Annotated in this window: 20 protein-coding genes and 1 pseudogene; 7 read left to right on the forward strand and 14 right to left on the reverse strand. The window is 63.7% G+C overall.

Annotation, left to right across the window (positions count from 1 at the left end):
* The 4 genes and pseudogenes from YY7_RS61345 to YY7_RS0144330 form a co-directional block, all read right to left on the reverse strand.
* Positions 1-110 (reverse strand): annotated as a pseudogene (locus YY7_RS61345) (IS110 family transposase); the annotation flags it as partial.
* A gap of 182 nt (positions 111-292) precedes the next feature.
* Positions 293-1,072 carry a fumarylacetoacetate hydrolase family protein gene (locus YY7_RS0144320; protein WP_028168719.1) on the reverse strand — a complete coding sequence of 260 codons (780 nt, stop codon included), beginning with the start codon at positions 1,070-1,072 and terminating at the stop codon, positions 293-295.
* A 12-nt stretch (positions 1,073-1,084) separates the two neighbouring features.
* Complete coding sequence (locus YY7_RS0144325; RefSeq protein WP_028168720.1) at positions 1,085-2,452, reverse strand: LLM class flavin-dependent oxidoreductase; 1,368 nt, start codon at positions 2,450-2,452, stop codon at positions 1,085-1,087.
* A 14-nt stretch (positions 2,453-2,466) separates the two neighbouring features.
* Entirely contained in the window at positions 2,467-3,519 is a 1,053-nt protein-coding gene (locus tag YY7_RS0144330) for an Ldh family oxidoreductase (protein ID WP_028168721.1), read from the reverse strand.
* Between the two features lie 362 nt (positions 3,520-3,881).
* Here YY7_RS0144330 and YY7_RS0144340 point away from each other — a divergent pair, with 362 nt between their 5' ends.
* Positions 3,882-7,445 carry a bifunctional diguanylate cyclase/phosphodiesterase gene (locus YY7_RS0144340; RefSeq protein ID WP_028168723.1) on the forward strand — a complete coding sequence of 1,188 codons (3,564 nt, stop codon included), beginning with the start codon at positions 3,882-3,884 and terminating at the stop codon, positions 7,443-7,445.
* Here YY7_RS0144340 and YY7_RS0144345 read toward each other — a convergent pair.
* Genes YY7_RS0144345 through YY7_RS0144355 form a run of 3 tightly spaced genes read right to left on the reverse strand, consistent with a single transcriptional unit; the run spans position 7,419 to position 8,582 of the window.
* Entirely contained in the window at positions 7,419-7,760 is a 342-nt protein-coding gene (locus YY7_RS0144345) for a hypothetical protein (protein ID WP_028168724.1), read from the reverse strand. The two genes, YY7_RS0144340 and YY7_RS0144345, sit on opposite strands and share 27 nt — an antisense overlap.
* 57 nt (positions 7,761-7,817) lie before the next feature.
* The gene (locus tag YY7_RS0144350) at positions 7,818-8,057 is read right to left on the reverse strand and encodes a DUF2171 domain-containing protein (RefSeq protein WP_028168725.1); all 240 of its coding nucleotides are present in this window, start codon (positions 8,055-8,057) and stop codon (positions 7,818-7,820) included.
* A 60-nt stretch (positions 8,058-8,117) separates the two neighbouring features.
* Complete coding sequence (locus YY7_RS0144355) at positions 8,118-8,582, reverse strand: cupin domain-containing protein (RefSeq protein WP_035692589.1); 465 nt, start codon at positions 8,580-8,582, stop codon at positions 8,118-8,120.
* Between the two features lie 238 nt (positions 8,583-8,820).
* Between YY7_RS0144355 and YY7_RS0144360 the strand changes: the two genes are divergently transcribed.
* Positions 8,821-9,414, forward strand: coding sequence for a 3-keto-disaccharide hydrolase (locus YY7_RS0144360; protein ID WP_028168727.1), 594 nt, complete (start codon positions 8,821-8,823; stop codon positions 9,412-9,414).
* 155 nt (positions 9,415-9,569) lie between these two features.
* On the opposite strand, the gene YY7_RS0144365 is transcribed toward YY7_RS0144360, so the two are convergent.
* The 5 genes from YY7_RS0144365 to YY7_RS55045 form a co-directional block, all read right to left on the reverse strand.
* Positions 9,570-11,867, reverse strand: coding sequence for a GumC family protein (locus tag YY7_RS0144365; RefSeq protein WP_028168728.1), 2,298 nt, complete (start codon positions 11,865-11,867; stop codon positions 9,570-9,572).
* A 156-nt stretch (positions 11,868-12,023) separates the two neighbouring features.
* Positions 12,024-12,776 carry a polysaccharide deacetylase family protein gene (locus tag YY7_RS0144370; RefSeq protein WP_035692593.1) on the reverse strand — a complete coding sequence of 251 codons (753 nt, stop codon included), beginning with the start codon at positions 12,774-12,776 and terminating at the stop codon, positions 12,024-12,026.
* A 4-nt stretch (positions 12,777-12,780) separates the two neighbouring features.
* Complete coding sequence (locus tag YY7_RS0144375) at positions 12,781-13,587, reverse strand: class I SAM-dependent methyltransferase (RefSeq protein ID WP_028168730.1); 807 nt, start codon at positions 13,585-13,587, stop codon at positions 12,781-12,783.
* 6 nt (positions 13,588-13,593) lie between these two features.
* Positions 13,594-15,036: a lipopolysaccharide biosynthesis protein gene (locus YY7_RS55040; protein WP_051397262.1), complete on the reverse strand. Its 1,443-nt coding sequence runs from the start codon at positions 15,034-15,036 to the stop codon at positions 13,594-13,596.
* Positions 15,030-15,986, reverse strand: a complete 957-nt coding sequence (locus YY7_RS55045; RefSeq protein WP_155255598.1) for a DUF6492 family protein — start codon at positions 15,984-15,986, stop codon at positions 15,030-15,032. The genes YY7_RS55040 and YY7_RS55045 overlap by 7 nt, the downstream gene beginning before the upstream one ends.
* 405 nt (positions 15,987-16,391) lie before the next feature.
* Between YY7_RS55045 and YY7_RS0144390 the strand changes: the two genes are divergently transcribed.
* Positions 16,392-17,378 carry a glycoside hydrolase family 26 protein gene (locus YY7_RS0144390; RefSeq protein ID WP_155255599.1) on the forward strand — a complete coding sequence of 329 codons (987 nt, stop codon included), beginning with the start codon at positions 16,392-16,394 and terminating at the stop codon, positions 17,376-17,378.
* A gap of 68 nt (positions 17,379-17,446) precedes the next feature.
* On the opposite strand, the gene YY7_RS0144395 is transcribed toward YY7_RS0144390, so the two are convergent.
* Positions 17,447-18,580: a radical SAM protein gene (locus YY7_RS0144395; RefSeq protein ID WP_028168732.1), complete on the reverse strand. Its 1,134-nt coding sequence runs from the start codon at positions 18,578-18,580 to the stop codon at positions 17,447-17,449.
* Positions 18,581-18,983: 403 nt separating this feature from the next.
* Here YY7_RS0144395 and YY7_RS0144400 point away from each other — a divergent pair, with 403 nt between their 5' ends.
* On the forward strand, positions 18,984-19,994 hold the full coding sequence (locus YY7_RS0144400; protein WP_051397264.1) for a glycosyltransferase family 2 protein: 1,011 nt from the start codon (positions 18,984-18,986) through the stop codon (positions 19,992-19,994).
* Positions 19,991-21,304 carry an O-antigen ligase family protein gene (locus tag YY7_RS55050; protein ID WP_051397265.1) on the forward strand — a complete coding sequence of 438 codons (1,314 nt, stop codon included), beginning with the start codon at positions 19,991-19,993 and terminating at the stop codon, positions 21,302-21,304. Before YY7_RS0144400 ends, YY7_RS55050 begins: the two co-directional genes overlap by 4 nt.
* Here YY7_RS55050 and YY7_RS55055 read toward each other — a convergent pair.
* The gene (locus YY7_RS55055; RefSeq protein WP_155255600.1) at positions 21,274-22,392 is read right to left on the reverse strand and encodes a glycosyltransferase; all 1,119 of its coding nucleotides are present in this window, start codon (positions 22,390-22,392) and stop codon (positions 21,274-21,276) included. The genes YY7_RS55050 and YY7_RS55055 overlap by 31 nt on opposite strands.
* 181 nt (positions 22,393-22,573) lie before the next feature.
* Here YY7_RS55055 and YY7_RS0144415 point away from each other — a divergent pair, with 181 nt between their 5' ends.
* Both YY7_RS0144415 and YY7_RS55060 read left to right on the forward strand, forming a co-directional pair.
* On the forward strand, positions 22,574-23,509 hold the full coding sequence (locus tag YY7_RS0144415) for a cupin-like domain-containing protein (RefSeq protein WP_028168734.1): 936 nt from the start codon (positions 22,574-22,576) through the stop codon (positions 23,507-23,509).
* A 15-nt stretch (positions 23,510-23,524) separates the two neighbouring features.
* Positions 23,525-24,712, forward strand: a complete 1,188-nt coding sequence (locus YY7_RS55060) for a GNAT family N-acetyltransferase (protein WP_035692596.1) — start codon at positions 23,525-23,527, stop codon at positions 24,710-24,712.
* Positions 24,713-24,817: the final 105 nt, after the last annotated feature.

Here is a 24,817-nt window from a genome sequence, read left to right on the forward strand (position 1 = left end):
GCCTCCGGCTCGCTCGCCACCTTGGCTTCCCGCACGATCTTGCCGTTGGCGTCAACCACACACACGCTCGAGCATTCCAATGACACATCGATTCCGGCATAGTGCTCCATGGTCGTCTCTCCGTGATGCTTGGTGCGAGGTCCATCCTCGACTCCGTCACACCATCAATGTGAGGGACGACCGCCCGCCCTCCAAGCAAGCCGCGCGCAGCGCGCCACCCATAGCGCCGTAGCAAGCGCGGCTTGCTTGGAGGGCAGACCGCGGCCCGTTACCCCATCTACAAACCTTATCGCTACTCCCTCACGAACCGGTTACGCAGGGTGCCGATGCCGGTGATGTCGATCTCGACCACGTCACCCGCTTTCAGGTCCGGCGAGGCGCCGTCGGTGCCCATCCAGATCACGTCGCCCGGCCAAAGCGTGAAATACTTCGTCAGTTCGACGATGAAGGGGACGATGCCGAAAATCATATCGTTGGTGCGGAAGCGGTTGGTCTCCTTGCCGTTGACCCGCACCACCGTCTCCATCATGTCGAGATCGACATCGGTCTCGATCCATGGACCCATCGGCTTGAAGGTATCGGCGTTCTTGGAGCGCCAGAGGCCGCGGTCGGCCTTCTGCCAACTGCGCTCGCTGACGTCATTGCCGATGGTGTAGCCGAACACGCAGGACATCGCGTTCGCCGCATCGAGGTGTTTTGCCTTCTTGCCGATGACGACCACGAGCTCACCTTCGTAGTGAATCTTTTCCGTTGCGGTCGCCGGGATCACCACGTCCTCATCGTGGGCGATCAGGGCGTTCTGGGCGCGGTAGCCGATTTCGGGCCGGTCGGGCACGGCGGGGATTTCGCCGCGCTTATCGGCGGCCTCCTTCAGGTGCTTCAGATAATTGAGCCCGACGCAATAGAAGGTGCGCGGGACCAGCGGCAGCTCGATCTTTACGTCTCGGAGCGCATGCGTCTCCGCGGTACGCCGCCATTCGCCGAAGGGATCGCCGCCCACTGAGACAACCTTTTCACCCTCGACGAGACCCCAGGAGGTCTTCTCTTGGGCGGTGAATTTAAGCCAGCGCATCGATCTGCTCTCTCATTCCGCCGCAACCTGCGGCGAGATTTTCCAGGCTCCGGCCGCGGGACGGGGCAGGCCGAGATTCTCGCGCAGCGTCTTGCCGGTATAGTCACGGTGGAATAGCCCGCGGCGTTGCAATTCCGGCACGACGTGGCGAACGAAATCAGCGTAGGAACCGGGCACATAGCTCGCCGCAATGACAAATCCATCGCAGCCGCGCCCGACGAACATCTCCTCCAGCCGATCGGCGATGTCCTTCGGCCCGCCGACGATCGCATCCTTCACCAGGCCGCGGCCGGAGAAGGTGATGAAGTCGCGCGTGGTTGGATTGGTCTTGCCGGAGGTTTTCAGTACGCCGTCGCGGATGCCGAGCATGCCTTGCATGCCCTGCAGTTCCTCCGTCGTCAGCGGCTCGTCGATGCCCTTGGCGCCGAAGTCGAAGTTCAGTCCCTCGGCGAGCAGGGACAGCGCGTCGATCTCCAGCGGCAGCTTCTGGATCAGCGCCATCCGGTCTTCCGCCTCGGCCTTGGTCGCGCCGCACACCGGCGTGATCAGATTGCAGAGGAACATCTGGTCGGGATCGCGACCGGCCTTTGCCGCCTCATTGCGGATCGCCTCATAGCCTTGCCTTGCGCTGGCAAGATTGCGCGCGGCGGTGAAGATCACCTCGCCCCATCGCCCGGCAAAACGCTGGCCGCGGCCGGAAGCGCCGGCCTGGATAATGACGGGATGACCCTGCGGCGAACGCGGCACGGTGAAGGGTCCGCGCGACTTGAAGAACTTTCCGTCGTGATCGAGCCGCTTCACCTTGGTCGGATCGGCGAAACGGCCGCTCTTCTTGTCGACGATGAGTGCGCCGTCCTCCCAGGAATCCCAATGGCCGAGCACGACCTCCATGAATTCGTCGGCGCGGTCGTAGCGCAAATCGTGTTCGAGATGGTGCTCGCGGCCCATGTTGAGGGCTTCGCCGTCATTAACCGAAGTCACCACGTTCCAACCGGCACGGCCGCCGGTCATGAGGTCGAGGGTGGCGAAGCGGCGCGCGACGTCGAACGGCTCGTAGTAAGTGGTCGAACAGGTCGAGGCGAGGCCGAGTTTCTCGGTGACCATGCCCATCGTGGTCAGCACGATCACCGGGTCCATCTTCACGCAGCGGATGCCGTATTCGACGGTGTGGGCGTGATCGTTGCCATAGCGGTCCGGCATCGCCAGGCGGTCGTCGAAGAACGCCATGTGGAATTTGCCAGCCTCGAGGATCCGCGCGATCTCCTGGTAGTAATCCGCCGACATCGAATCGTCGCGCGATTGCGGATGGCGCCAGGAGCCCGGCAGATTGGTGCAGTTCTGCGCCTGCAGGAAACCGACCAGTGCGATTTGCCGTGTCATGCCGCTGTCCCCCCTCACGCCAGATCGAGTTGTTTTGTCAGCCCGTACTCGCCGGCGAGCGCGCGCAGCTTGTCCCAGGTCGCTTCCTCGATCTCGATGCCGTTCTTCCGCCGCTCCTGTTCGCGCAGAAATTCGACCTCGCCGGGATAGAACACGCCCGGACTTCCGTCCGAGGGCGGCGTCGATTTCAGGTAGCGGGCGAACTCGGCCACCTCGCGCTTGAAATCCTGCAACGGACGGAAGGCGGCGACATTGAACACCGCCATGAAGCATCCGTCATTGTGGCGTCCGGTCGGCTCGACGCCGAATCCGAGCCCGGTGAGCAGGCCGCACAGGACTTCCACCATGGCCGCCAAGCCAGAGCCCTTGTAGCCCTCGCTGCCACCAAGCGGCAGCAGCGCGCCGCCCTTGCGATAGTCCGTCGGGTCGGTGGTGTGGCGGCCTTCGGCGTCGATGATCCATCCGGTCGGAATCCGCTCGCCGCGTGCGACCGCGAGCTGGATCTTGCCCGCGGCGACCGCCGAGGTTGCCATGTCCAGATAGAACGGCGCCTCGAGCTCGGACGGCACCGCGATCGAGATCGGGTTGGTGCCGAGCCGCGCCTCGCGGCCGCCGAATGGCGCGACGTGTTTTGGCGAGCGGCCGGAATCGGCGGTGGCGATGCCGATCATGCCTTCGCGCATCGCCATCATGGGATAGTGCGCAAGCCGCCCGACATGGCTCTGTCGGAACACGGTGCAGGCGGCGACATTGGCGGTCTTCGCCTTGGCAATCGTCAATTCCATCGCCTTGGCATTGACGTGGAAGCCGAAGCCCCAATGGCCGTCGATCACGGTCGTGGTCGGCGATTCCTGGACGATGGTCCATTTCGCGCCGGGCACGATATGGCCGGCCTTGATGCGGTCGATATAGGTCGGGACCGCGATGATCCCGTGCGAGTCATGTCCGGCGAGATTGGCGTTGACGCAGCCGATCGCGACCGCCTGGGCTTCCTCCTCCGAGGCGCCGGCGCCGCGCAGCAGCGCCGCACCGATGCGGGTGAGACGATCGGCGTGGACGATCGGCATGGGGTTTCCTCGTATCGACGCCCGCATCACGCGGCGCATCTTGCTTGTTTGTGGTTCGCGATGGTCTCAAAGCCGTGGGCGGCGAGCAAGGCCAGAATGTCCGGCCCGCCATGACGCCGGCGCGGCTTTTCAGGGCGGCGGATCTCATGGCAGGGAACCAGTGCCTCGCAGGCATTGCGTCGCACTCGCGGGCGGAGGAAATCGTCAACAAACCGGCAATTTTGCGGGGGTTCTATCCGACTTTGTTCGTCACACATTTACTTTGACTCGCAACTTATAGCTGTTCCTAACGTCCACTTAGGTCTCTGCTCCGCATAAAATCCCGCGGGGCCGGCCGAGACCGGCCGCAGGGAGTTGATCGCTTGGAGCAGACCATCAGGGGTACCTTCGCGGCGTTGAACGCCAGCAACGAAGCGATCCTGTACGCCAAATCGCCGGAGGAGCTGTACGCCAAGGTCTGCGAGGCCGCGTTTTCCAGCGGCGACTTCCTGGCGACGGCGGTCTTCCTGCTGGATGCCGAGACCAGCCTGCTGCGCTTTGCGGTCGGGTTCGGCGACGATGTCGTGCGGCTGCGCGGCATCAACATCTCGATCATTGCGAATACGCCTGAGGGCGAGGGGGTGTGCGGACAGGCGTTTCGGGACCAGCAGGCCTGCGTCAGCAATGACTATCTGAATGACCCGCGCTCGCTCGCCTGGCGTGCCGGCGCTCGCGATAGCGAGGTCACCGCGGCGGCGGCAATGCCGTTGATCTGCAATGGCCGCAGCGTCGGCGTTTTCCTCGTCACCCGGCGCGAGGTGGGCTCGCTCGACAACGAGCTCGTGTCGCTGCTGGCGCGCATGGCTGCGAATGTTTCGTTTGCGCTGGATAATTTCGAACATGAGCGCATGCGCAAGAGCAGCGAGCGGGCGATGCGCCGCCTGAACCAGATGTTCGGCGCCATCAGCGCGACCAACGAAGCGATCCTTCGCGCCAAGACCGAGCACGACCTCTATCAGCGTGTCTGCGATGCCGCCGTTCATAGCGGGAAATCAGTCGCCGCCGTGGTCCTGCTCGCCGAGCCTGACAACCATTGGCTCGAGCCGGTCGCCGGCACCGGCGACGCGATCGACCTGATCACGCAAACGCGCTTCTCGATCGATCCGGACAATATCTACGGCAAGGGCGTCTGCGGGCAGGCGTTCCGGACGCAGCGGCCGTGCATCAACAACGATATCCCGAAATCGGACGGTCCGTGGCGGCAGGTGGGACACGACGCTGGCGTCATGGCCTGCATCGCGGTCCCCGTGACCAAGTTCGGCAAGAGCATCGGCGTCTTGTTGTTCTTCGTCGGCAGGTCGTGGGCGACGGACGAAGAGATCGTCGCCCTGATGGCGCGGATCGCCGAGAACGTATCGGTGGCGCTTGAAAATTTCGAACGCGCCAACGAAAAGGCCAGGGCCGACCGGCAGAAGGACCGGTTGTCGCGAATGTTCGCGGCGCTGAGCGCGACCAACGAAGCGATCATGCGGGCGAAGTCACGAGAGGAGATGTTCAAGCTGGTGTGCCAGGCGGCCGGCAAGGGCGCCAGGTTCAACTCGACCAGCATCTTCCTGGTCGCGCCCGGCAGCGACTATCTCGAGATGGCGGCGACCGCAGGACCGACGTCCGAGAACGCCCGCAATCTCAAAGTATCGATCGACGAGGCCGTTCCGGAGGGACGCGGGCTTTGCGGGACAGCATTCCGTTCCAGGCAGGCCAGCATCAACAACAACTTCCTGAAGGACATTGCGGACAGTGCGTTCCGGGACATCATCGAACGCGAGGGGGCGCGATCGGGCGCGGCGTTCCCGTTGTTCGTCGACGGTGAGCCGGTCGGCGTGATGCTCTTCATCGCGTCCGAACACGACACCTTTACCGCCGAGTTCGCCGAACTGCTGCAGCGGCTGGCCGACAACGTGTCGTTCGCGCTCGGCAGCTTTGAGCGCGCGGACGAGAAGGCGAGGACCGAGGAGCAGAAGGAGCGGCTGACGCGGATGTTCGGGGCGCTCAGCGCCACCAATGAAGCGATCATGCGGGCTAAGTCGCGGACCGAGCTGTTCCACCTGGTCTGCGAGGCCGCCGTCGTCGGCGGCAATTTCACCTCCACCGCGATCGCGCTGGAGCGGCCAGGCGACGATTACCTGGAAAACGTCGCTTCGGCCGGTCCGGACGGCGAGCGCGCGTTCCACGTGCGCCTGTCCATCAATGCATCGCATCCGGAAGGGCGGAGCCTCACCGGCATCGCATTCCGCACCCGGAAACCCTGCATCAGCAACGACTATCTCGGCGACTTCGGCGATTCGAGCCCGTTCTATCAGGTCCTGCGCGACGCTGGCACCCGCTCTGGCGCCGCATTTCCGTTATTGAAGAACGGCAAGCCGATCGGCGCCATCATCTTCCTCTCCTGCGAGATCGGCGCCTTCAGCCCCGAGTTGATCGGGCTGTTGCGACGTCTCGCCGAAAACGTCTCGTTCGCGCTGGAAAATTTCGACCGCGCCGACGAGAAGGCAAGGGCCGACGAGCGGATCGAATATCTCGCCTCGCATGACGGCCTGACGCGCTTGCCCAACCGGGAAACCTTCAACGAATTGCTGCGCCACGCGATCGAGGTGGCCGGCCGCCACCAGCGTCAGTTCGCGCTGCTGTTCATCGATCTCGACCGTTTCAAGGTCATCAACGATTCGCTTGGCCACGACGCCGGCGACCTGCTGCTCGTCAAGATCGCCGACCGGCTGCGCGGGACCTTGCGTTCGAGCGACGTCATCGCCCGGCTCGGCGGCGATGAATTCGTCGTCATTCTGGAAGAAACCGACCGTGGCGACGTCGAAACGATCGCCGAGAGCCTGTTGTCGGCGCTCAGCCAGCCGCTGCAACTGAGCGGCCACGAATGCCAGACCACGGCCTCGATCGGCGTTGCGATGTATCCTGCTGATGGCTTGGATGCCAAGACGCTGACCAAGAACGCCGACATGGCGATGTATCTCGCCAAGGAGGACGGCAAGAACGGCTTCCGCTTCTACTCCAGGAAAATCAAGGCGCAGTCGATTGAGCGGCTGACGCTCGAGAATGCCCTGCGCCGCGCGCTGGAGCGCGATCAGTTCTCGCTCTTCTACCAGCCGAAGATCGACATCGCGAGCGGCCAGATCACTGGCGTCGAAGCGCTCTTGCGCTGGACCCATCCCGATCTCGGGCAGGTCGCGCCGGCCCAGTTCATTCCGCTCGCGGAGGAGATCGGGCTGATCGTGCCGATCGGGCGCTGGGTGCTGAAGGAGGCCTGCGCGCAGAACATGGCCTGGCAGCGCCGCGGTCTGCGGCCGGTGACGATGGCGGTCAACCTCTCGCCGCGGCAGTTCGGCGACGAGAATCTCCTGCAGGACATCGATGGCGCGCTGATTTCAAGCGGCATGTCGCCGGCGTTGCTGCAGCTCGAGGTCACCGAAAGCATGGTGATGCGCAACGTGCACCGGGCGATCCGGGTGCTGGATGCGATCCAGAGCCGCGGCATTCGCCTCGCGATCGACGATTTCGGCACCGGCTATTCCTCGATGTCGCTGATGAAGCAGTTTCCGATCGACACCATCAAGATCGACCGCTCCTTCGTGCGCGACCTCGCCCGCGACAGCGAGGACCAGGCGATCGCGCAGGCCATCATCAGCATGGGCAAGGCGCTCGGCATGACCGTGATCGCCGAGGGCGTGGAGACGGCCGAGCAGGAGCGCTTCCTGCGCGACCATGGCTGCGACGAGATGCAGGGCTTTCGGCTCAGCAAGCCGCTGCCGCCGCGCGAGCTCGCCGAGTTGTTGCGCTCGGCGCCGGCGCTTATCTCTCCGCCACTGCAGCCGGAGGAAGATGCCGCGGACGATCAGGCAGCGTCGGATTTAGGGCGGAAACGCGCTGTCATCTGACGGCTGCACATGCAGCTCGCGTACATCCGAATCGGTCGACTTCACCTTGCGCGAGAAATCATAAGGCCACGGCAGATAAGTCTGGCCGGCGAGCGATTTGAGCAGGATGGCGGCGCCTGCTGCATAAGTCGCGCCCTTGGCAAGGCGCAATCGGACACTCCAGTCGGTCGGCAATTCGACCACGGATTCACGCAGTTCGAATGCCGGGCCCCACCACCAAGCTGGCGCCGGCGGCCGTTCACTTTCCGGAATGGCGCGCCAGCGTCCGTATTCGTCGACGATGCGCTCGAATTGCAGTTTCGCGGCTGGATGCATCGGGGGCTCTCTGTTCTGCTCCCGATGATATCCGCCTCCGCGCCCCGCGCAAAGGCGCTATTGCCGGCCGTGTTGCCAGTGCGTGGTCACCTCGGTGCCCGTCTTGTTCAGATGCACGTGCTGGTCGACATGGTCGACCCAGGACAGCGGAATGAAATGATGGTGCTGTCCGTCGGGCGAGCTTTGCTTGGTCAACTTGATCTTGTCGGTTCCTTCGAGATGATCGACCTTTCCGACCGTCTTCCGGTCCGACGAGATGACGTCCATATGTTCCTTGATCTCTGCGGCCATTGCCATGTTTTATCTCCTTCAACGTTTGCGCAGATGAACGTTTGGTGACCGCAAAGGTTGCCCAAATCACTTCTCCTCCGCCGCGGTCGCCGTCGCCGGTCCTTCGCCCATGATCAGGAGCACGGCGTCCTCGTCCTTGGCGCCATCCCAATGCACCTGCTTGCCGTAATGGGTGACGAAACTGCCGGCGGGCATCGCCACGGTGCCCTTGTCCGGATCGAACTTCGGTCCCGATCCAACCCACCAGGTGCCTTGCAGCACGACGATATAGCGGTCGTTCGGATGAAAATGCGGATGGCTGAAATGGTTGCCTTTGGTCCACTTGGTATAGACCACGTAGAAGCCGGGCTTTGCGGGATCACCAACCACCACGGCATTCTGCGCGCCGCGCGCATCCACCGGTCCCCAGGGGATCTGGTCAGGCAACTTATAGACGACGGCGGCCGGATTGAGCTCGGCGGCGGAGCCGATGCGCAGCGTGGCGGCGAGGGCAAGCGGGATTGCAAGGTAACGCCAGGTGCTGACGATCATGACTTCCTCCCGTTTTCGGATGGACGCTTAGGCCTGTCTATCGGGCTCGTCCATCTCCGTTGTCCTCGATGCTAGTCGGGGGCGCTGGCAAAGGACAAGACGCACGCATGCATGCGTGATCGGCGGATGCGCGGCTTCCCGCACAACGCAACTGCAGCATCGAAATCGATTTGCGCTCGCACGCCGCCGTGATTAGTTTGCCCGCACAAATCAAAACAACATCGGGAGGATGCTTTTCATGAAACATGCGTGGACGCTTGCGGCCGGTCTTCTGATCGGCACCGCTCTGTCCTTCAATCTCGCTGCCGCCGAGGGAGACGGCTGGATCACGTTGGTCGACGGCACCAAAAAGGGCGATTGGGACGAGGTGGGCAAGGCGAACTGGACGTTGAAAGACGGCGCGCTGGTCGCCGACAAGCTCGACGGCAAGGATCTGTCCTATCTCGTCAGCAAGACTCCCTACAAGGATTTCCAGATCAGAGCGGAGTTCTGGACCGACGAGGATGCCAACAGCGGCATCTTCATCCGCTGCGACACCAACAAGACCATCGATTCCAAGGTCTGCTACGAGGTCAATATCTTCGACAAGCGGCCCGATCCGACCTACGGCACCGGCGCGATCGTCGATGTCGGCAAGGTCAACCCGATGCCCAAGGCGGCGGGCAAGTGGAATACCTTTGAGATCACGGCGCAGGGCCCGCATCTCGTGGTCGTGCTCAACGGCGAGAAGACCGTCGACGCGCAGGACAGCAAGCACGCGAGCGGTCCGATCGCGCTTCAATATGGCTCGGGCGTGGTCAAGTTCCGGAAAGTGCAGATCAAGCCGTTGTAGCGGCCGATGTGTTCTCCTCCCCCTGAAAGGGGGAGGGCAGGGTGGGGGTCAAGCCACGGACGCCGCTGCTCGTGGAGAGAGATGATCCCCACCCGGTTCGCGCTGGCGCGCGAGCCGACCTCCCCTTCTAAGGGGAGGTGAGGAAGAAGCGGCGCTCACGCATATTGCTTGTCTTGCTGACGGCTCTCCACCACGGGATTGAGCTCGTTCAGGATGACACCGACCAGCTTGCGCTCCGCTCCACCCAGCGCGCTGAGGATGTCTTCCATGCAGTCGTTGATATCGAGATGGACCGGCAGCACCGCGAGGAGGCCATCGGGGAGCTCGAGGAGCTTGCGATCCGCCGCGCTCCACGGCATCGCCGGCCCGTCGAGAATGATGAGATCGTAACCGCCAACGGATCGCGCCTGCGTGACCGACTTGCGGATGGCTTCCGCGGCCCTGGCGTCGCCGCCCTCGATAACGGGCAGGATGGAAATTCCGTTCGCCGTGTTGATGGCACGCGTTGCCTTGCTGCCGATGCTGAGCCAGCCGAGGCGGCCGGCCTCGCGCTTGCCGAGCCTGGTAACCTTGCCCGACAATTCGCGTTTCCGATGATCGGCATCAATTATCAGCACCTTGGCGCCGTCGCGCGCGGCCGAGAGCGCGACGTTCAGCGCCACCACGCTGCGGTCGACGGATGATCCCGCGCCGATCACCGCCATGACCGGCACGCCGCTCGCGGATGCGCGCTTCTTGAGGGTCGCGGACATGTCGCGGATGGCGCCGAGGAAGGTCATCAGCGGAAAGCCCGCGCGCAATGTCGGCCAGCCCAGCCGTGTGACGTCGGCGATCTGGCCGCCCGTGAGGATGCCACCCAGCGTGCGCATCACGTCGGATTCCTGCAGCCGGGCGATCACCGGCTTCTCGATGACGCTGACTGCCGCCTGCGGCGCCGGCTTGCTGAGGACCGGCTGTTTCGCAGGCACCGCCGTCGCCTGTTTCTCGGGCGAGGTCGACTTGCTCGGCCGCAGCGGGTCGGCGCCGGGCGCAAGCTGGTCGACCGCGATGATCCAGGCAGCGGCCGCGAGCCCGCCGAGCACGAAGCCGATCATGGCAAGCAGGCTCATAGCCGGTGGAAAGGTACGCCGCTGCGGCACGGTGGCTTCGCCGATGACACGTGCGCTCGAGGTGTTCAGGCTTTCCTGTTCCTCCGTCTCGCGCGAACGCTTGAGGAAGGACTGGTAGACGTCGCGACTCGCCTCGACGTCGCGCTCGAGCTCGCGTAGGCGCACCGAGGCCTGGCTCATCTGCACGCTCTGGCGCTTCTGCGCGTCGAGCGCCTTGTTCAGCGATGCCTCATAGTCGCGAGCGCGTGTCAAATCGTTCTTCGCGGCCTGCGCGAAGCGGTCGATCTCTTCCCTGATGGTACGGCGGAGATCCTCGACCTGCTGCTCGACCTGCCGGAGCGCCGGATGCCGGGGGCCGAGTTCGCTCTGCAGCTCGGCCTGCCGCTTCTTGGCATCGGCGTATTGCGCGCGCAGGTTCGCGATGGTCGGCGATTGCAGCGCCTCGGGGATCGCGCCGGGGTCGCTCGCATTGCGCCGGCTGGCCTCGATCTGGTCGTACTTCGCCTGCGCATCGAGCGTCAGTGCGCGCGCGGCGGCGAGCCGCTGGTTGCTGGCGGAAAGCTGCTGGTCGGCGATCAGCGTGTCCTGGGTGCCGACGAAATTGTTCTGCGCCTTGTAGACCGCAAGCATGTTCTCGGCGTTGCGCAGCCGTTCCTGCAGTTCCTTCAGCCGCCCCGAGAGATCTCTGGTGGCGCGCCGGGCGGCGGCGGCCTGCGATTGCTTGGATTCGGCGAGATAGGCCGTAGAAAGCGCGTTGGCGAGCATCGCCGCCTTGACCGGCTCATAGGACCAGACGTCGATGTCGACGACGAAGGTGCGGTCGGTCTTGCGCACATTGATATGACGACTGAGGGCGTCCAGCGCGCTCATCGTCGCCTGGTGCTGCTGTTCCACCGTCGGACGCTGCTCGATCCCGACCAGGCCGAGCAGCGCGCCGAGGAGGCTCTTGCCGTCGCCGCCGCCGCCGAATTCCGGGTCCTTGTCGAGATTGGTGTTCTTGATGACCTGCAACAGCACGCTGTTGGAGGTGATCACCCGCGCCTCGCTGTCGACCACCATTGCGAGACCCGAAACGTCCTGCGCGCGCGGTGTCAGCTCTCGCTCGACGAGCTGCAATTCGCGCGGGTCGACATAGAGCTGCGCGGTCGCGGTGTACTTCGGAGTGAGGCTCTTGCCGATCCCAACCGCGATGCAGGCGCAGAGCAACGCGGCAGCCGCGATCGCGGCCTTGCGCCGCCACAGCAGCATGACCAGGTCGATCACGTCGAAGCCCTGGCTTCGGCGTGGCTCGCCGGCATCCCGGCTTTTGGCCTGGCTGTTTATCGGCTGGTCGTAATCAAGCATCGACCCCAGCTTCCATTCCAAACGCCGCACGCATCGGCTGAGGGGTTACTCTTCGGGCTGCGCGATGCGCGAGAGCGGACCGCGCGGCAACAACGCAGCAGGAAAAATTAACCATAGTCTTTGAGAGACTATTCACTGAAAAGGCAAACAAAGCGTTTAAGCGCTCGCGCATCGGAACGCCTCTGCCATGGTGAGCGCCGGAATATTCCGCTTCGCCGCCGTTTCCAGCGCGTGATTCAGCAGTTCCGGCGAGCAGCCATACAGGCTGGGCCGCGTGGCAACGTCGTGACTGTAGAAAATTAACCAACCGTTATGGATTTGCGCCTCGTCGAAGGCGCGCTCGATTGCATCGCGATCCATCCGGCGATCGATCAGCGGCATCGCGCGCAGGAACTGCAGGTCGACATTGCCGAAGTTCACGCCCTCCACGATCGAGCGGCAGGTCGCAAATCTGGACTTGAGCAGATATTTGTGCGCGAACGAGCCATAGCCGAACGGATAGGCAAAGGTTTCGATCTGCATCGACGGATCGAGCAAGTCGAAGTAGCGGCGGTTGCAGGCGATGTCGCAGGCGAGCGAGGTCTCATCGAGATCGCAGGTGCGCCGGTGCGAGAAGGTGTGGCAGCCGATCTCGTGGCCGCGGCGATGCAGCGACAGCACGTCGTCATCATCGCCGGAGCTCCAGTCCGCCGTAACGACGCCGACCAGCCCGCCCGACACATAGAAGGTGCCGCGGGCGCCATGTGTCTCCAGCAAGTCGGCGCCTGATGTCACCGCGCTCTTCGGCAGGTCGTCGAAGGTGAAGCTGACTATCGGCGTGGCGTTGCGCAGCCGGACCCGATCGACCGGCAGATGCATCGCCAGCCGGTGGCTGACCTTCACGACCGCTTCGGACCACAACCCGCGCATTCTCTCACAGCTTCCGCAGGATCACGTGGTAGTCGCCGTGCCGCACGTCGGTCCTGCCGGGGAGAAAGAAGTTCATCGCTTTCGCGGCGGCATCGACCAGCGCGGCGAGCAGGGGCTTGCGCAGGCGCATCTCCGGATAGCGTGGGCTCTCATAGACCTTGCGGTAGATCACTTGCAGGCCATGTGCCCTGGCGAAGGCTTCGAGCTTGCCCAGCGTGACCAGCGGATGGAAATGAGTCGGAAATGGCGCCTCGCCCGGCAGGCCGGCCTTCTTGTCGCCGCGGACATAGCGATAGAACCAGACGTGAAACCAATGCGGCGAATACTTCGTCACCACGCCCGATAGCGATTTCGGATTGGGGGCGCCGATCAGGATCAAGCCGTTCGGCTTGATCGCCTCGCAGAAACCGCTGAGCGCGGCCTCGACGTCGGGCACGTGCTCGATGACGTTGTAGCAGACGATGAAATCGAAGCTTTTCGGCGCGAAACGATAGGTCTGGATGTCGCCCAGGATCGTTGCTTGTGCGTACTGGTTGTTCTTGACCTGATCTTCGTCGATGTCGACGACGGTAATATGGCTGCGGCGCAACACCTTGAGCGGCAGGAAGCTGGTCGAGCCGCCGCCGGCCTCGTAGATCGCGAGCGGGCCCGCCGGCAGCGCCGCCTCCAGGATGCTGTGCACGGTGAGGAGACTCTGCCGCGCTTCGCCCGGCGGCAGGTCGAGCAGCGACTGTGGATGCGCGGCCGGCCCAGCCGCGTCGACCACGGGGAGCGTTGCATGAATGCGATCAAAGGTAAGGGTATCGGTCATTGCCTCTTATCCAATGTTGCTGTTTGCGAATTTTGCTCTGAATGCCATGAGGCCATGCTTCAGTCGGCCGCGAATGCGTGCGATGTCGAACAGCCAGGCCAGGCCGGCGTAGGTGAGGATGCCAACCACCGCCAGCACGATGCAGGCGGCGAGATCCGGAATGCGCAGGATGCGATCGAGCGCCGCGACCGTCAGCGCCATCGCGAGCGCGGCGATCAGGACCAGCGCCAGCCGGCCGAGCGGCAGCGGAACGCGGAAGGCATAGCGGGTAAGCACCAGCGCACAGGCAAAGCCGATGATGTCGGCGCCGAGCCGCGCCCAGGCCGCGCCGACAGTGCCGTAGTGGCTGACCAAAAGATAGGACAGGATCACATTGGCCGCGATCAGCGAGGCGGTGTTGACGAGATAGAAGCCGTTGCGGCCCGACAGCAGGAAGCTCGCATGCAGATATTGCTGCGTCAGGACCTGGAACACCACGGCGATCGCGATCACCGGCATGATCTCGGCCGCGAGCGCACGAAAATCGGCGCCGAGGATGACGTTGGCGACATGGGTGGAGATCACTGCAAAACCGAGCGAGGCCGGCAGCGTGATGGACAACAGCAACTCGAGACATTCGGCGAGATGCGAGCGCACCGCGCCGTCACCCTGCTTGGCGTGGATCTGGACGGCGAGCGGAAAAAACGCTGCCGCCATGCTCATCGCCGGCATCATCAGCGTCTGCCGGACCAGGTCGAGCGAGGCGACATAGCGGCCGGCATCGGCCGCACCGACCAGGTTGGCGATCATGAAACGGTCGGTGACGCTGGCGATCGCAAGCAGGGTCAGCGAGAGCGTCAGCGGCAGGCCGGTCCTGGCCACGGCCATGAGCGAGGTGCGATCGAAGCTGATATGCGTGCCGCGCCAGGCGGTGCGCGACTGCACGAGCACGGCGAGCAGATAGGCGAGGGCAGAAGAGAGCAACAGCCAGAAGCCGTTCGGGCTGACCAGCGCGACGACAATGCCGAGTGCGAGCACGGACACGGCGCGCACCAGCGTCGCCTTCATCACCGAAAGCGCCATCAACCGCGCGCGAACCAGGTCCTGCGTCAGTTCGAACAGGCCGATCGCGACCGAGAGCACAACTGTAGCGAACGCCGCAGTGCCGTCGAGGCCCGCGAGCCGGGCGAGCACATAGGCGATCGGCGCCGTCAGGCAGCAGATCATGTAGCCTGACAGCACAAGGCCGCGGACGTCGGTGCCGTCGTTGCGGGCGTGCTCGCTCAGGATCAGATTTCGGAACCAGCCGACCAGGAACACGCTGATCACGGAGGCGAAGCCGATGCCGAGCAGATAGACGCCGTAATCATGCGGCGAGAACAGCCGCGTGAAAACGAACACGCTGAGCAGCCCCAGCAGTGCCGAGAGGATGTTGGCGGTCAGGTTGATGCTGGCTTGACCGATCAGCATAACGCCGCAAACTCCGTGCGGTCGCCGCTGCTGGTGAGCGAGAGGATCTCGTTGCTGTCGGCGATCGCGGCGCGGATGGTCTCGACCGGCGTTCCGGAGAAGGATGCGATCGAGAACGCGACGTCGTCCTTGCTGGCGCGGCGCAAGAGATCCTGCAGCTCGCCTTTGTTGAGCCGCGGATCGTCCCAATAGCTGACGCAGGGCGTGCTCGGGACCGCGGTATGCCGCAGCGAGGCCGCGGCATCGTTCTGTACGAAATAGCCGTACAGCATGTATTCGGAGAACTCGCGGGTCTTGCACAGCGCCTCGATCCAGCCGAGACCGGTGACGGCCTCGATGCGCTCGGCCAGGGCTCGGGTGGTCTGCTTGTCCCAGAAGATGATGTGCCCGATGAAATCGTCGGCCGGGAACGGCGGCGTCGGCAGCCCCAGCAGTTCATGGCTGGTCACAAGCCAGCGCGAATGCCGCGGCTGGTCTGCGGTCACCACATCAGACATGGTCAGCATCGGGATCGCGTTCGGATATTCGAACCGCGTCAGGTCGAAGTCGCGGAAGAACACAATGTCGGAATCCAGGATGCAAAAGCGCTGGTGAGGCAGTGCGATGGTGGCGGCGATCTTCAGGATCTGCTGCACATGCCAGCCGTTCACCGGCTTGGCCCGCAGCGACCACCAGAACTGGCGCCGGCGGCGCTGGATCATGCGCGGCAGCGGCCGCAGCCAGTCGGGCAGGAAGGCCGAGGCCGGGATGATGACGCGATGCTCGCTGGCGAGCGGCGCGAACAGCGGCAGGTCGCAATCGGGAACCAGGAGATAATGCTTGGAGAACGAGGTGACGTGCCGGTCCACGCTCTCGCAAAGCAAGGTACAGATCTCCAGGTCGCGCCCGTAAGTCGGGGTTAACAACGCAACTGGGTCCATCTCGTAGATCTCTCTGGCGATCACGTTCACGGTTGTCGCTTTCCAAGCCGCGGTTCTTCTCGGTGAGCCTTTCAGCAAGATCGATGCCGAATCGGCGCATCGGCCGCGGCCCGGATCGCCGTTGGTTAATTTTGTTTGCGTTGATGATCGCCGCGCCGTTAAGGGCGCGAAGTAACCATAAGAAGCCGTGCTCCGTGTGCGTCGGCGCGGCTTGCCCGTATATTGCAGAGCGTGACCCGCGAATCGCCGATGCCGTTCGGAGCGGGTATGCGTGCATGTGGGACTACGGGATTTCTGCGCGGGCTCTCGCCGCGGGTGATGCGAAGACTGTGCCATCAGTTCGTTTCGGCACAGCCGTTCCGTCGGCGGTGTCCGCTTTTGAAACGGTGGGCAAGAGGTTGACGCCATTGTTTCGCAAGCTCGCGAGGACAGCACATGGCTGGAATTGAACGATTGAGCCGGCGGCGGTTCGTCGGCGGGCTGCTGACGGCCTCGGTCGGCGCAGTTCTCGGCGACGTCGCCACTGCGCGCGACGCAGCCGGCGCAACCTCCCGCCTCGGTGCCGATCCTGCGCGGTTTGCCGGCGCCTTCGTGAACTGGGAGGCTGATGGCCGTGAGCATGCGTTGCAGGCCTGGGAGAAATGGCTGAAGCAGAAGCCGTCATCTGTGCTGGGTATGGATTTCTACGGCCAATCGACCTGGGAAGATTTTCGCAAAGTGGATTGGGTGCCGGGCATCTGGAGACGGCTTAATCCGAAACGGAACGTGGTCTGGTCGATGCCGCTGACGATCACGGGAACGCCGCTGGTCGATGTCGCGGACGGCCTGCACGACTCCGAGTTCGAGGCGGCGGCACGCGCGATCTCCGATGCGCAGCCGCGCGCGATCATCCGGCTCGGCTGGGAGATGAACCTTTCGCAGATGGGCTGGTTCGCCAAGGGCCAGGAAGCCGATTATATCAGGGCGTTCCGGCGCGTTGCGGAGATCTTCCGCCGCGCGTCCAGCGAGTTCAAGTTTGATTGGTGTCCCGGCTGGGGGGCGCAGGAGATGCCGGCCGACCTGGCCTATCCCGGCGACGACGTCGTCGACTATATCGGGCTCGACGTCTACGACTTCAAATCGGAAGGCTCGGTGGAGGAGCGCTGGCAGACGCTTTACCTCAAGGCGCCGTTCGGTCTCGAATGGCATCGCGATTTCGCCGCGCGCCACGGCAAGCGCATCAGCTTTCCGGAGTGGGGCGTCGGCCATGCCGGCGACAATCCTTACTTCATCCAGAAAATGCACGACTGGTTCGTCGAGAACAGCGACAGCATCGCCTATGCGGCCTACTTCAACGTCGATGGCCTATGGCCGACACAGATCGACACCGGCCGCTTCCCGGAGTCGGAAAAGCTGTTCCGAAAGCTGTTCGGAGGTAGGTGACCTCGTAGCCCGGGTGGAGCGCAGCGCAACCCGGGATATCTCCAGCAACGTTTACCGGCGGTCCCGGGTTATGCTGCCGCTTCACCCGGGGTGCGATTGCTGTTGATTTCGTTCGCCTGGGCCTTTGTTCCGGTCAACAGGGTCAGGCCCATCTTGAGCTTGTCCTGCAGCGTGCGCTGGGCAAGGCAGGTGAAGAGGCAGAGCTTGTCGCAGGCCACGGTGTTCTTGCGGCGCATGCGCGCTTCCTCGCTGTACCAGATCTCGCGCGCGGTCTGCGTGCGGACGTTGCCGATCGGCTTGAAGAACCAGCAGACCTCGAGGCGACCGTCGGAGCGGATGAAATAGTTGCGCATGCCGACCCTGCAGGGCATGACCTCGGGCGGGGCCTTCTCGCGGCGAAAATGATTGGGCCAGGCGTTCAGCACGGCCTCGCCGTTGAGGATCGGCGCGCCCTGGCGCTTCAGCCGCAGCAGCTCGTCGCGGACGGCGATCAGATCGTCCATCTCCCGTTCGCCGATCCACAATTCGTCCTCGACCTCCTGCGTGCCCATCTCGACCGGCTGGAAGCTCAGCGCGGTGGCGCCGATCTGCTGGATCCAGTCGACCATCTGCGGAAGCTGGCGGAAGTTCAGCCGGTGCACGACCGGCTTGATGATGATTGGAAAATCCAATCCTTCGGCGCGGCGCTTCTCGGACACATTCCGAATGCCCTGCACGATGTCGTTCAGCGAGTTCTCGACACCGCGCGAATAGTTGTGGATGTTCGGATCCCGCGAGTCGATCGAGATATTGATGTTGAAGGGATGCGCTTCGACCGTCTGCGCGACGATCTTCTTGTTGAGATAGGCGCCGCCGTTGGTGGTCACGCCCCAATGGATGTCGTTGTCGCGGCAGAACCGGACGAGGTCGAGGAAGCCCTTCTTGATATAGGGCTCACCACCGGCGAATTCGACATGATAGGCGCCGATGAATTCCTTCAGGCTGGAGAGCGCGCGCTGCCATTCCTCGATCGACATTTCCTCCCGGTAGTTCGGTCGGCGCCAATAATCGCAATAGCGGCACTTGTAATTGCAGCGCTCGACGACCTCCGCGAAGATCGCGGCCGGCCGGGTGACATCGCGGCCGGTACGCAGATAGAGCTCTTCCGACAGCGCGTTGCGGACATGTTTTGTGCCCAGCGAAACGAGGTCTAGCGCTTTCAAGGTGAAACCTCAGACGTTTGCGAGTGTTGTTACGGTCTCGATCGATTTGTTTGTCGTACCGAGAGACAGCAAATCGAATGCCAGTGAGGATGAAGGCTCTTCGTGCCGGCGCTCGCGACGCGTTTAACCTTAACGAATTGCTGCCGACGCGCAGGCCATCGCGCGCGCATCGGTGCGGATCGAATGCGGTCGAGCGCAAACCGCGCGAAATGTCCCCCGATTAACCCTCGCAAGAGATCGTCGCAGCGCCGTGCGCGGCTGGATCGGATTTTGCCATGACCCGGCCATACCCTGCGAATCGCTTTCGTGCGGCTCCGCTCATCAACGATTTCGGGACGATTGCGTCCCATGATGGTGGCGTGACCCGTTCTGGGACGGCGTGTCGCGGATTGGGATTGAAGCCATGAACAAGATGTCGATTGCGACCGAGTTTCTTGCAACGGACCGCGCCTGGGTCGCGGCCTCGCCCGGGCTCGACTGCTCGGTCGAGACCGTGGTCTGCATCCCGAGCTTCCGCCGGCCGCAGCATCTGCGGCTGACGCTGAAATCGGTCGCGGCACAGCGCACCGCGCGCCGCTTTGCGGTCGTGGTGGTCGAGAACGATGCGGCCAATTGTGAAAGCGCGCCGGTGGCCGCGGAATTTTTGGCGTCGGGAAAGCTGAATGGCCTCTGCCTCGTCGAACCCCGACAAGGCAACTGTTACGCCATCAATGCAGCTTTCGAGACGGCGCTCGCAACCTTCCCGCAGGCCGCGAACTTCCTGATGATCGACGATGACGAGATCGCCTCGCCGGATTGGCTCGAGCGCATGATCGAGGCCGCCGAGACGACCGGGGCGGACGTGATCGGCGGGCCGGTCTGGCCGCATTTCGACGACGAGCGCAAGCGCGGCCTGAAGCGTCATCCGGCATTTGCGCCGGCCTATCATAGCAGCGGGCCGGTGCCCGTGATCTATGGCTGCGGCAATTGCCTGATCCGGCGACAGGTGTTCGCCCGCCTCGGCAGTCCCGCGTTCGATTTGCGCTTCAATTTCCTAGGTGGTGGCGACCATGATTTCTTCGCGCGCTCCCGCCGTGCCGGCTTCCGATTCTACTGGGCGACGGATGCGACCATCTCGGAGACGGTGCCGCGGAGCCGGACCAAGCTCGGCTGGATCGTGCGGCGCGGCCTGCGGATCGGTGCGATCAATTATCACATCGAGCGCAAGGGTGCGCAGTCGACGTGGTCGCGTGCCGCTGTGATGGCCAAGATGTTCGGCCTGGTGCCGTTCTCGCTGTTCCGCGCTACGCGCATTGTCTTGAAAGAACATCAACCGATCATCGCCATGCATCCGATGATGGTCGCGGTGGGCAGCGCGCTTGCAGTGCTCGGCATCGAGCCACGGCCTTACGCCGCCTCGAAGATCGTTTCGTGACCGAGTTCCTCATCACGTCCGAAGCCCGGGCTGTCTTCGCCGATGTGTGGCGGAGGCCGGTGATGGATTTCGTCCGCGCCGCGGCCTTCATCGGCATCCTGCTGCTGGTGTGGATCTCGCTGCATCCGTTCGACGACCTCAGCGACATGCGCGTCGGTGAGGTGACCTCCGGCAAGGAGGCCGTGCTCTACGCGCTGTTCGGCCTGCTCATGGTGCTGATGCTTGTGTTGACCATGCGCGACAACATGCCCGCGTTGGCGTCGCTGCTGACCCCGGCCTATGTGCTGTTCGGGGTTTGGCTTTGCCTGACGGTCGTACTGTCGTTCGATCCGGCCACCTCGAGCCGCCGCTTTGCGCTGTCGGTATTCGTCGTGGTGGTGACGGCAACGGTAATGCTGTTGCCGAAGTCGCAGAGCGAGTTTATGCGCTGGTTCAGCATCGCCGCGCTGGTCTTGCTCGCGACCTGCTACCTCGGAATCTCGCTGGCTCCGAACCTGTCGATCCACCTGGCGACGGACCCGCAGGAGCCGGCGCTCGCCGGCAATTGGCGTGGCGCGTTCGGGCACAAGAACGTCGCCGCTGCGATAATGGCGATGATGATGTTCCTCGGCGTCTACTTCATCCGCGCCGGCGGATGGATCTCCGGCGTCATCGTCATGGCGCTCTCGGCCTTGTTCCTGGTCTATTCTGCGGGCAAGAGCTCGATCTCGCTTTGCCTGGCCGTGCTGCTGCTGACCTCGCTGACGTCGTTCGTTCGTTCCTTGTGGGGACGCGGATTGATGTTGTTGCTGCCGCTCATCGTGCTCAATCTGTTTAGCGTAGGCACGGTGCTGAGCGACACGCTGGCGTCAATCGCAAAGCTGCTGCCGCTGGATACCAGCTTCACCGGCCGTTCCGACATCTGGGTCTTTGCCGTCGATTCGCTGCATCAGCGGCTCCTGACCGGCTATGGCTTCGAAGCCTTCTGGGGCAGCAACGCGATCACGAATCTGAAGGAAGGCAAGGAATGGGCAGGCTACGCCTCGCACAGCCATAACGGCTATCTCGACACCGCGCTCGGCACCGGCCTGCCGGGTCTCGTGCTTCTGATCGCCGCTGTTGTCGTCAAGCCGCTGCGCGACTTCCAGGCCGCCGCCGAGGGTGGCAATGACGGCCCGCTGTCGATGGTGTTCCTGCGGATATGGCTGTTCGGGCTCTATCTGTCGTCGATGGAGAGCTTCTTCCTCGACCGCGCCGATCCGATCTGGGCGACGTTTCTGATCGCTGTGTTCGGCCTGCACTATCTCGCGCGCTTCCGTTTGCGGGCATAGATGACGGTCGCCACCGTCGTTGCCACATCGTGCCACCAGCCGGTGAAATCGAAGGGCGCCTGCGGCGGTGGTTGCTTCGCCGCCGCCAGGATCGCATCGGCATAGGCCTCGCCCGCCGATCCGCGCGGAACCAGGACGATCGCGCCGCGATCGATCAACTGCCTGAAGCGCGGATGATGGTCGAACTCGTCCGCTAGTGCGGGGCCGGTCGCGACCAGCGGCCGGCTCGCCTGCGCGCAGGTGAGGATGCTCGAACGGCGGGCTGTGATGCCTTCGTCCAGCGGATAGCAGAAGGCGTCGACCTTGCCGAAAAGGCCGAACACTTCGGCATCCGAGGCAACGTAGCCGGAGACGATCACGTCCTCACCGAGGCCAAGCTCGGCGGCGCGGGCGTGGAAATTCTCCTCGACCTTGTCGACGCCGCGAATAAAGGAGCCGATATAGACCAGCAGCGGCCGCAATCCGCGTGCCTTCAGGATTGCGCCGATCTCGAGCAGCGCATTCGGCTGCTTGCCCGGATAGATCGAGCCGAAATGGCCGATCACCAATCGCCCGCTGGCGCGTGCCGCTGATAGCCGTTGCCGCAATTCGGAGTCTTCGATCTTCGAGGGCGCCTCGACGTTGGGTGGCAGTGGCGCTAACACGGATTTCGTCACAGCGGAGCTGACCGCAGCGTCGTCGGCAAGCTCCTTCCGCACCAGCGGCGAGAACATGACGATGCTGTCGGCAAGCCACACCGCGGGGATATAGGTGATCCGCCGCATCCAGTTCAGCCCCGCCCATTCATGTTCGACCAGGACGACCTTGCGCCGCCGGAGCTTCGCGATCGCGAGCGCGATGAGCGGCCGCAGGATCACACGCTTCCAGGCCACGATCGGAAAATTGCAGATCACGCTCTGCGCCGAGCCGACCGCGCGCCAGATGTCGCGGAGCGATCCCCGGCCGCGCGTCAGGGTTAACGTTTGGCTACTGCCGGGGTCGAGCTTTTCGATCGCGTCAGTCAACAAGCGCGTGAACTGCCCGACGCCGCAATGCATCTCGGCTCCCGCGCCGAGGAACAGCGCCCGATATCGGGGTGTGGAGGTCATCGCGCAGCGGCAGGGCTTCCGGGGTGATCTCCGTTAGCCATACCGCGCAGACCTTAGCTTCCGGTAAGCGCCCGAACCAGTGCCGGCACCGATCTTGCCAATCCTGGCGTGAAGGCTGCCCGTTCGTCCCGTAACGGGACATCGGACGATCAAAACGACGCAAGGCGACCAGGAGCGCGACATGACGACAGGCAAGATCTTCACCAAATGGGACGACACCCATTCGGAGCTCTGGAGCCATCAGCCGATCCGGCTCGAGCATGCGATGCACAAGCAGCCCGCGTTCTCGATGGGAGAACTCGCGAAGCTGATCGAGAACTATCCGCGCGAGCATTACAGCCTGGTCAAGACAGGTGCGAAGGGTTCCAGCCGGGTCTGGCGCGAAGGCGAGATCGGCAAGCTCAGTGGCCGCGAGGTGATCGAGGCGATCTCGCGTGGCGGTCTCTGGCTCAACCTGCGCAACATCACTGCCGTCGATCGCCGTTTCCGCGTGATGGTCGACCAGATGTTTGCGGAGGTCGCCGCCAAGGTTCCCAGCTTTGATGCGCCGACGCATCAGGCAGGCATCCTCATCTCCTCGCCGGACGCGCAGGTCTATTACCACTCCGACCTGCCAGGGCAGGGATTGATCCAGATCGCCGGCCGCAAGCGCGTCTATATCTATCCGAACACACCGCCGTTCATCCGGCCGGAGCACCTCGAAGACATCGCGCTGTTCGACGTCGAGGTCGATATTCCCTATGCGTCCTGGTACGACCAGCATGCGCAGGTGATCGATCTCGAGCCTGGCCAGATGTTGAACTGGCCGCTGAATGCGCCGCATCGGGTCGAGAATCTCGGTGTCGTCAACATCTCGATGACGGTGTCCTACGTCGACGACGATATCCGGCGCGCCCAGATCCTCAATCTCGCCAATGGCATGTTGCGTCATCGTTTCGGTTACACGCCGAAGAGCCGCAGCCTGCACGGTCCGTCCTTCTTTGCCAAGCAGGTGATGCAGAAGCTCCTGCGCGACGGCAAGTGGGTGAAGCGCGAGCGCGCCGTGCGCCGCCCGATCGATTTCCGTCTCGACGAGATCGAGCTTGGCAAGATCGTCGACTTGCCGAAGGCGGCGTGAGCGCGGCATGCGGCGATGACGGTCCTTGCGACATCGGCGGGCAGGCTCTCGGCGCGGGCAGAAGCACGCGCGGCCGGCTACCGCATCGAGATTCTTGCGGACTGGAAGCAGGCCGCGGTGCGGTGGGGCGCATTCGCTCCGCCGACAGCGTTCCAAAATCCGCTATGGTATGAAGCCTGGTACGCCGCCTTCGCCGATACCGACGGCGTCTCGCCGGTGATCGCCTTCGTCTCCGATGCCGCGACCGGCGAGCCCGCCGCGCTGTTGCCGTTGATCCGTCATCGGCAAGGCAGCATGCAAACGATCGCGTTCGCAGACCTTGATCTCACCGATTACAACGCGCCGTTGCTTGGGCCCGCCGCGCCGCGCGATGCCGCGGCAGCGCGTGTCTTCTGGCGCGACCTGCGCGCCGCGTTGTGCAAGCTGCCCGGCGGCGCCGATCTCATCCGCTTGCGCAAGGTCACATCCGATCTCGACGGCCGGCCCAATCCGTTGGCGCTGCTCGATGGCGCGGCGGTTTGCCCGGTCAATGGCAACCTCGTCACCACGGGCGACAATTACGACGCCTGGCGCTACACGCTGGAGCGGACGGTGCGCAAGGAGCTGGAGCGGAGCTGGCGCGTGTTTACGCGCGATCCGACGGCGAACTTCGCGATCGCCGCGGACAGTGATGAAGCGCTTCGGATTCTCACGACCACCGAGGCTCAGCAAAGCTCGCGGATGCAGAGCCTGGGAGTCAATTTCATTCTCAATGACGAGAATAGCGCCGCGTTCTATCGCAGCCTGGTCGGCAGCGGCACCGGCAGCGGCTACGCCATCGTGTCGGCACTGACAGCGGGCGAGGAGGTGGTGGCGACGCTGCTCGGTGTCCGCAACGGTTCGCGCTATGTGATGATCCGCATCAGCAACGCCGGCGACAAATGGAGCAATTGTTCGCCGGGCCGGCTGATCATCGAGCGCACCATGGCGGCGCTGCACAAGCAGGGTGTGCGCGAGTTCGATTTCTCGATCGGCAACTACGCCTACAAGCGCCGTTTTGGAGTCAAGCGCCTGCCATTGCTCGATATCAGCGCTGCCTTGAGCTGGCGCGGATTGCCCCATGCGCTCCGCGATCGGGCCGCGCAGGAATTGCGCAGATATCCGAGGCTGACGACGTATCTGAAACGCGCGCTCGGCAAGCCGCCTTCACGCGAAGAGAGCTGATCGCGACGCAGTAGATGGGGTAACGGGCCGCGGTCTGCCCTCCAAGCAAGCCGCGCTTGCTACGGCGCTATGGGTGGCGCGCTGCGCGCGGCTTGCTTGGAGGGC

It is taken from the genome of Bradyrhizobium elkanii WSM2783 (assembly GCF_000472865.1).
In the GTDB taxonomy this organism is placed as follows: Bacteria; Pseudomonadota; Alphaproteobacteria; order Rhizobiales; family Xanthobacteraceae; genus Bradyrhizobium; species Bradyrhizobium elkanii_A.

Coding starts and splice junctions, on each gene's coding strand:
- YY7_RS0144320 (WP_028168719.1), bottom strand. CDS start 1,072: ATGCGCTGGCTTAAATTCACCGCCCAAGAGAAGACCTCCTGGGGTCTC.
- YY7_RS0144325 (WP_028168720.1), bottom strand. CDS start 2,452: ATGACACGGCAAATCGCACTGGTCGGTTTCCTGCAGGCGCAGAACTGC.
- YY7_RS0144330 (WP_028168721.1), bottom strand. CDS start 3,519: ATGCCGATCGTCCACGCCGATCGTCTCACCCGCATCGGTGCGGCGCTG.
- YY7_RS0144345 (WP_028168724.1), bottom strand. CDS start 7,760: ATGCATCCAGCCGCGAAACTGCAATTCGAGCGCATCGTCGACGAATAC.
- YY7_RS0144350 (WP_028168725.1), bottom strand. CDS start 8,057: ATGGCAATGGCCGCAGAGATCAAGGAACATATGGACGTCATCTCGTCG.
- YY7_RS0144355 (WP_035692589.1), bottom strand. CDS start 8,582: ATGATCGTCAGCACCTGGCGTTACCTTGCAATCCCGCTTGCCCTCGCC.
- YY7_RS0144360 (WP_028168727.1), top strand. CDS start 8,821: ATGAAACATGCGTGGACGCTTGCGGCCGGTCTTCTGATCGGCACCGCT.
- YY7_RS0144365 (WP_028168728.1), bottom strand. CDS start 11,867: ATGCTTGATTACGACCAGCCGATAAACAGCCAGGCCAAAAGCCGGGAT.
- YY7_RS0144370 (WP_035692593.1), bottom strand. CDS start 12,776: ATGCGCGGGTTGTGGTCCGAAGCGGTCGTGAAGGTCAGCCACCGGCTG.
- YY7_RS0144375 (WP_028168730.1), bottom strand. CDS start 13,587: ATGACCGATACCCTTACCTTTGATCGCATTCATGCAACGCTCCCCGTG.
- YY7_RS55040 (WP_051397262.1), bottom strand. CDS start 15,036: ATGCTGATCGGTCAAGCCAGCATCAACCTGACCGCCAACATCCTCTCG.
- YY7_RS0144390 (WP_155255599.1), top strand. CDS start 16,392: ATGGCTGGAATTGAACGATTGAGCCGGCGGCGGTTCGTCGGCGGGCTG.
- YY7_RS0144400 (WP_051397264.1), top strand. CDS start 18,984: ATGAACAAGATGTCGATTGCGACCGAGTTTCTTGCAACGGACCGCGCC.
- YY7_RS55055 (WP_155255600.1), bottom strand. CDS start 22,392: ATGACCTCCACACCCCGATATCGGGCGCTGTTCCTCGGCGCGGGAGCC.
- YY7_RS0144415 (WP_028168734.1), top strand. CDS start 22,574: ATGACGACAGGCAAGATCTTCACCAAATGGGACGACACCCATTCGGAG.
- YY7_RS55060 (WP_035692596.1), top strand. CDS start 23,525: ATGACGGTCCTTGCGACATCGGCGGGCAGGCTCTCGGCGCGGGCAGAA.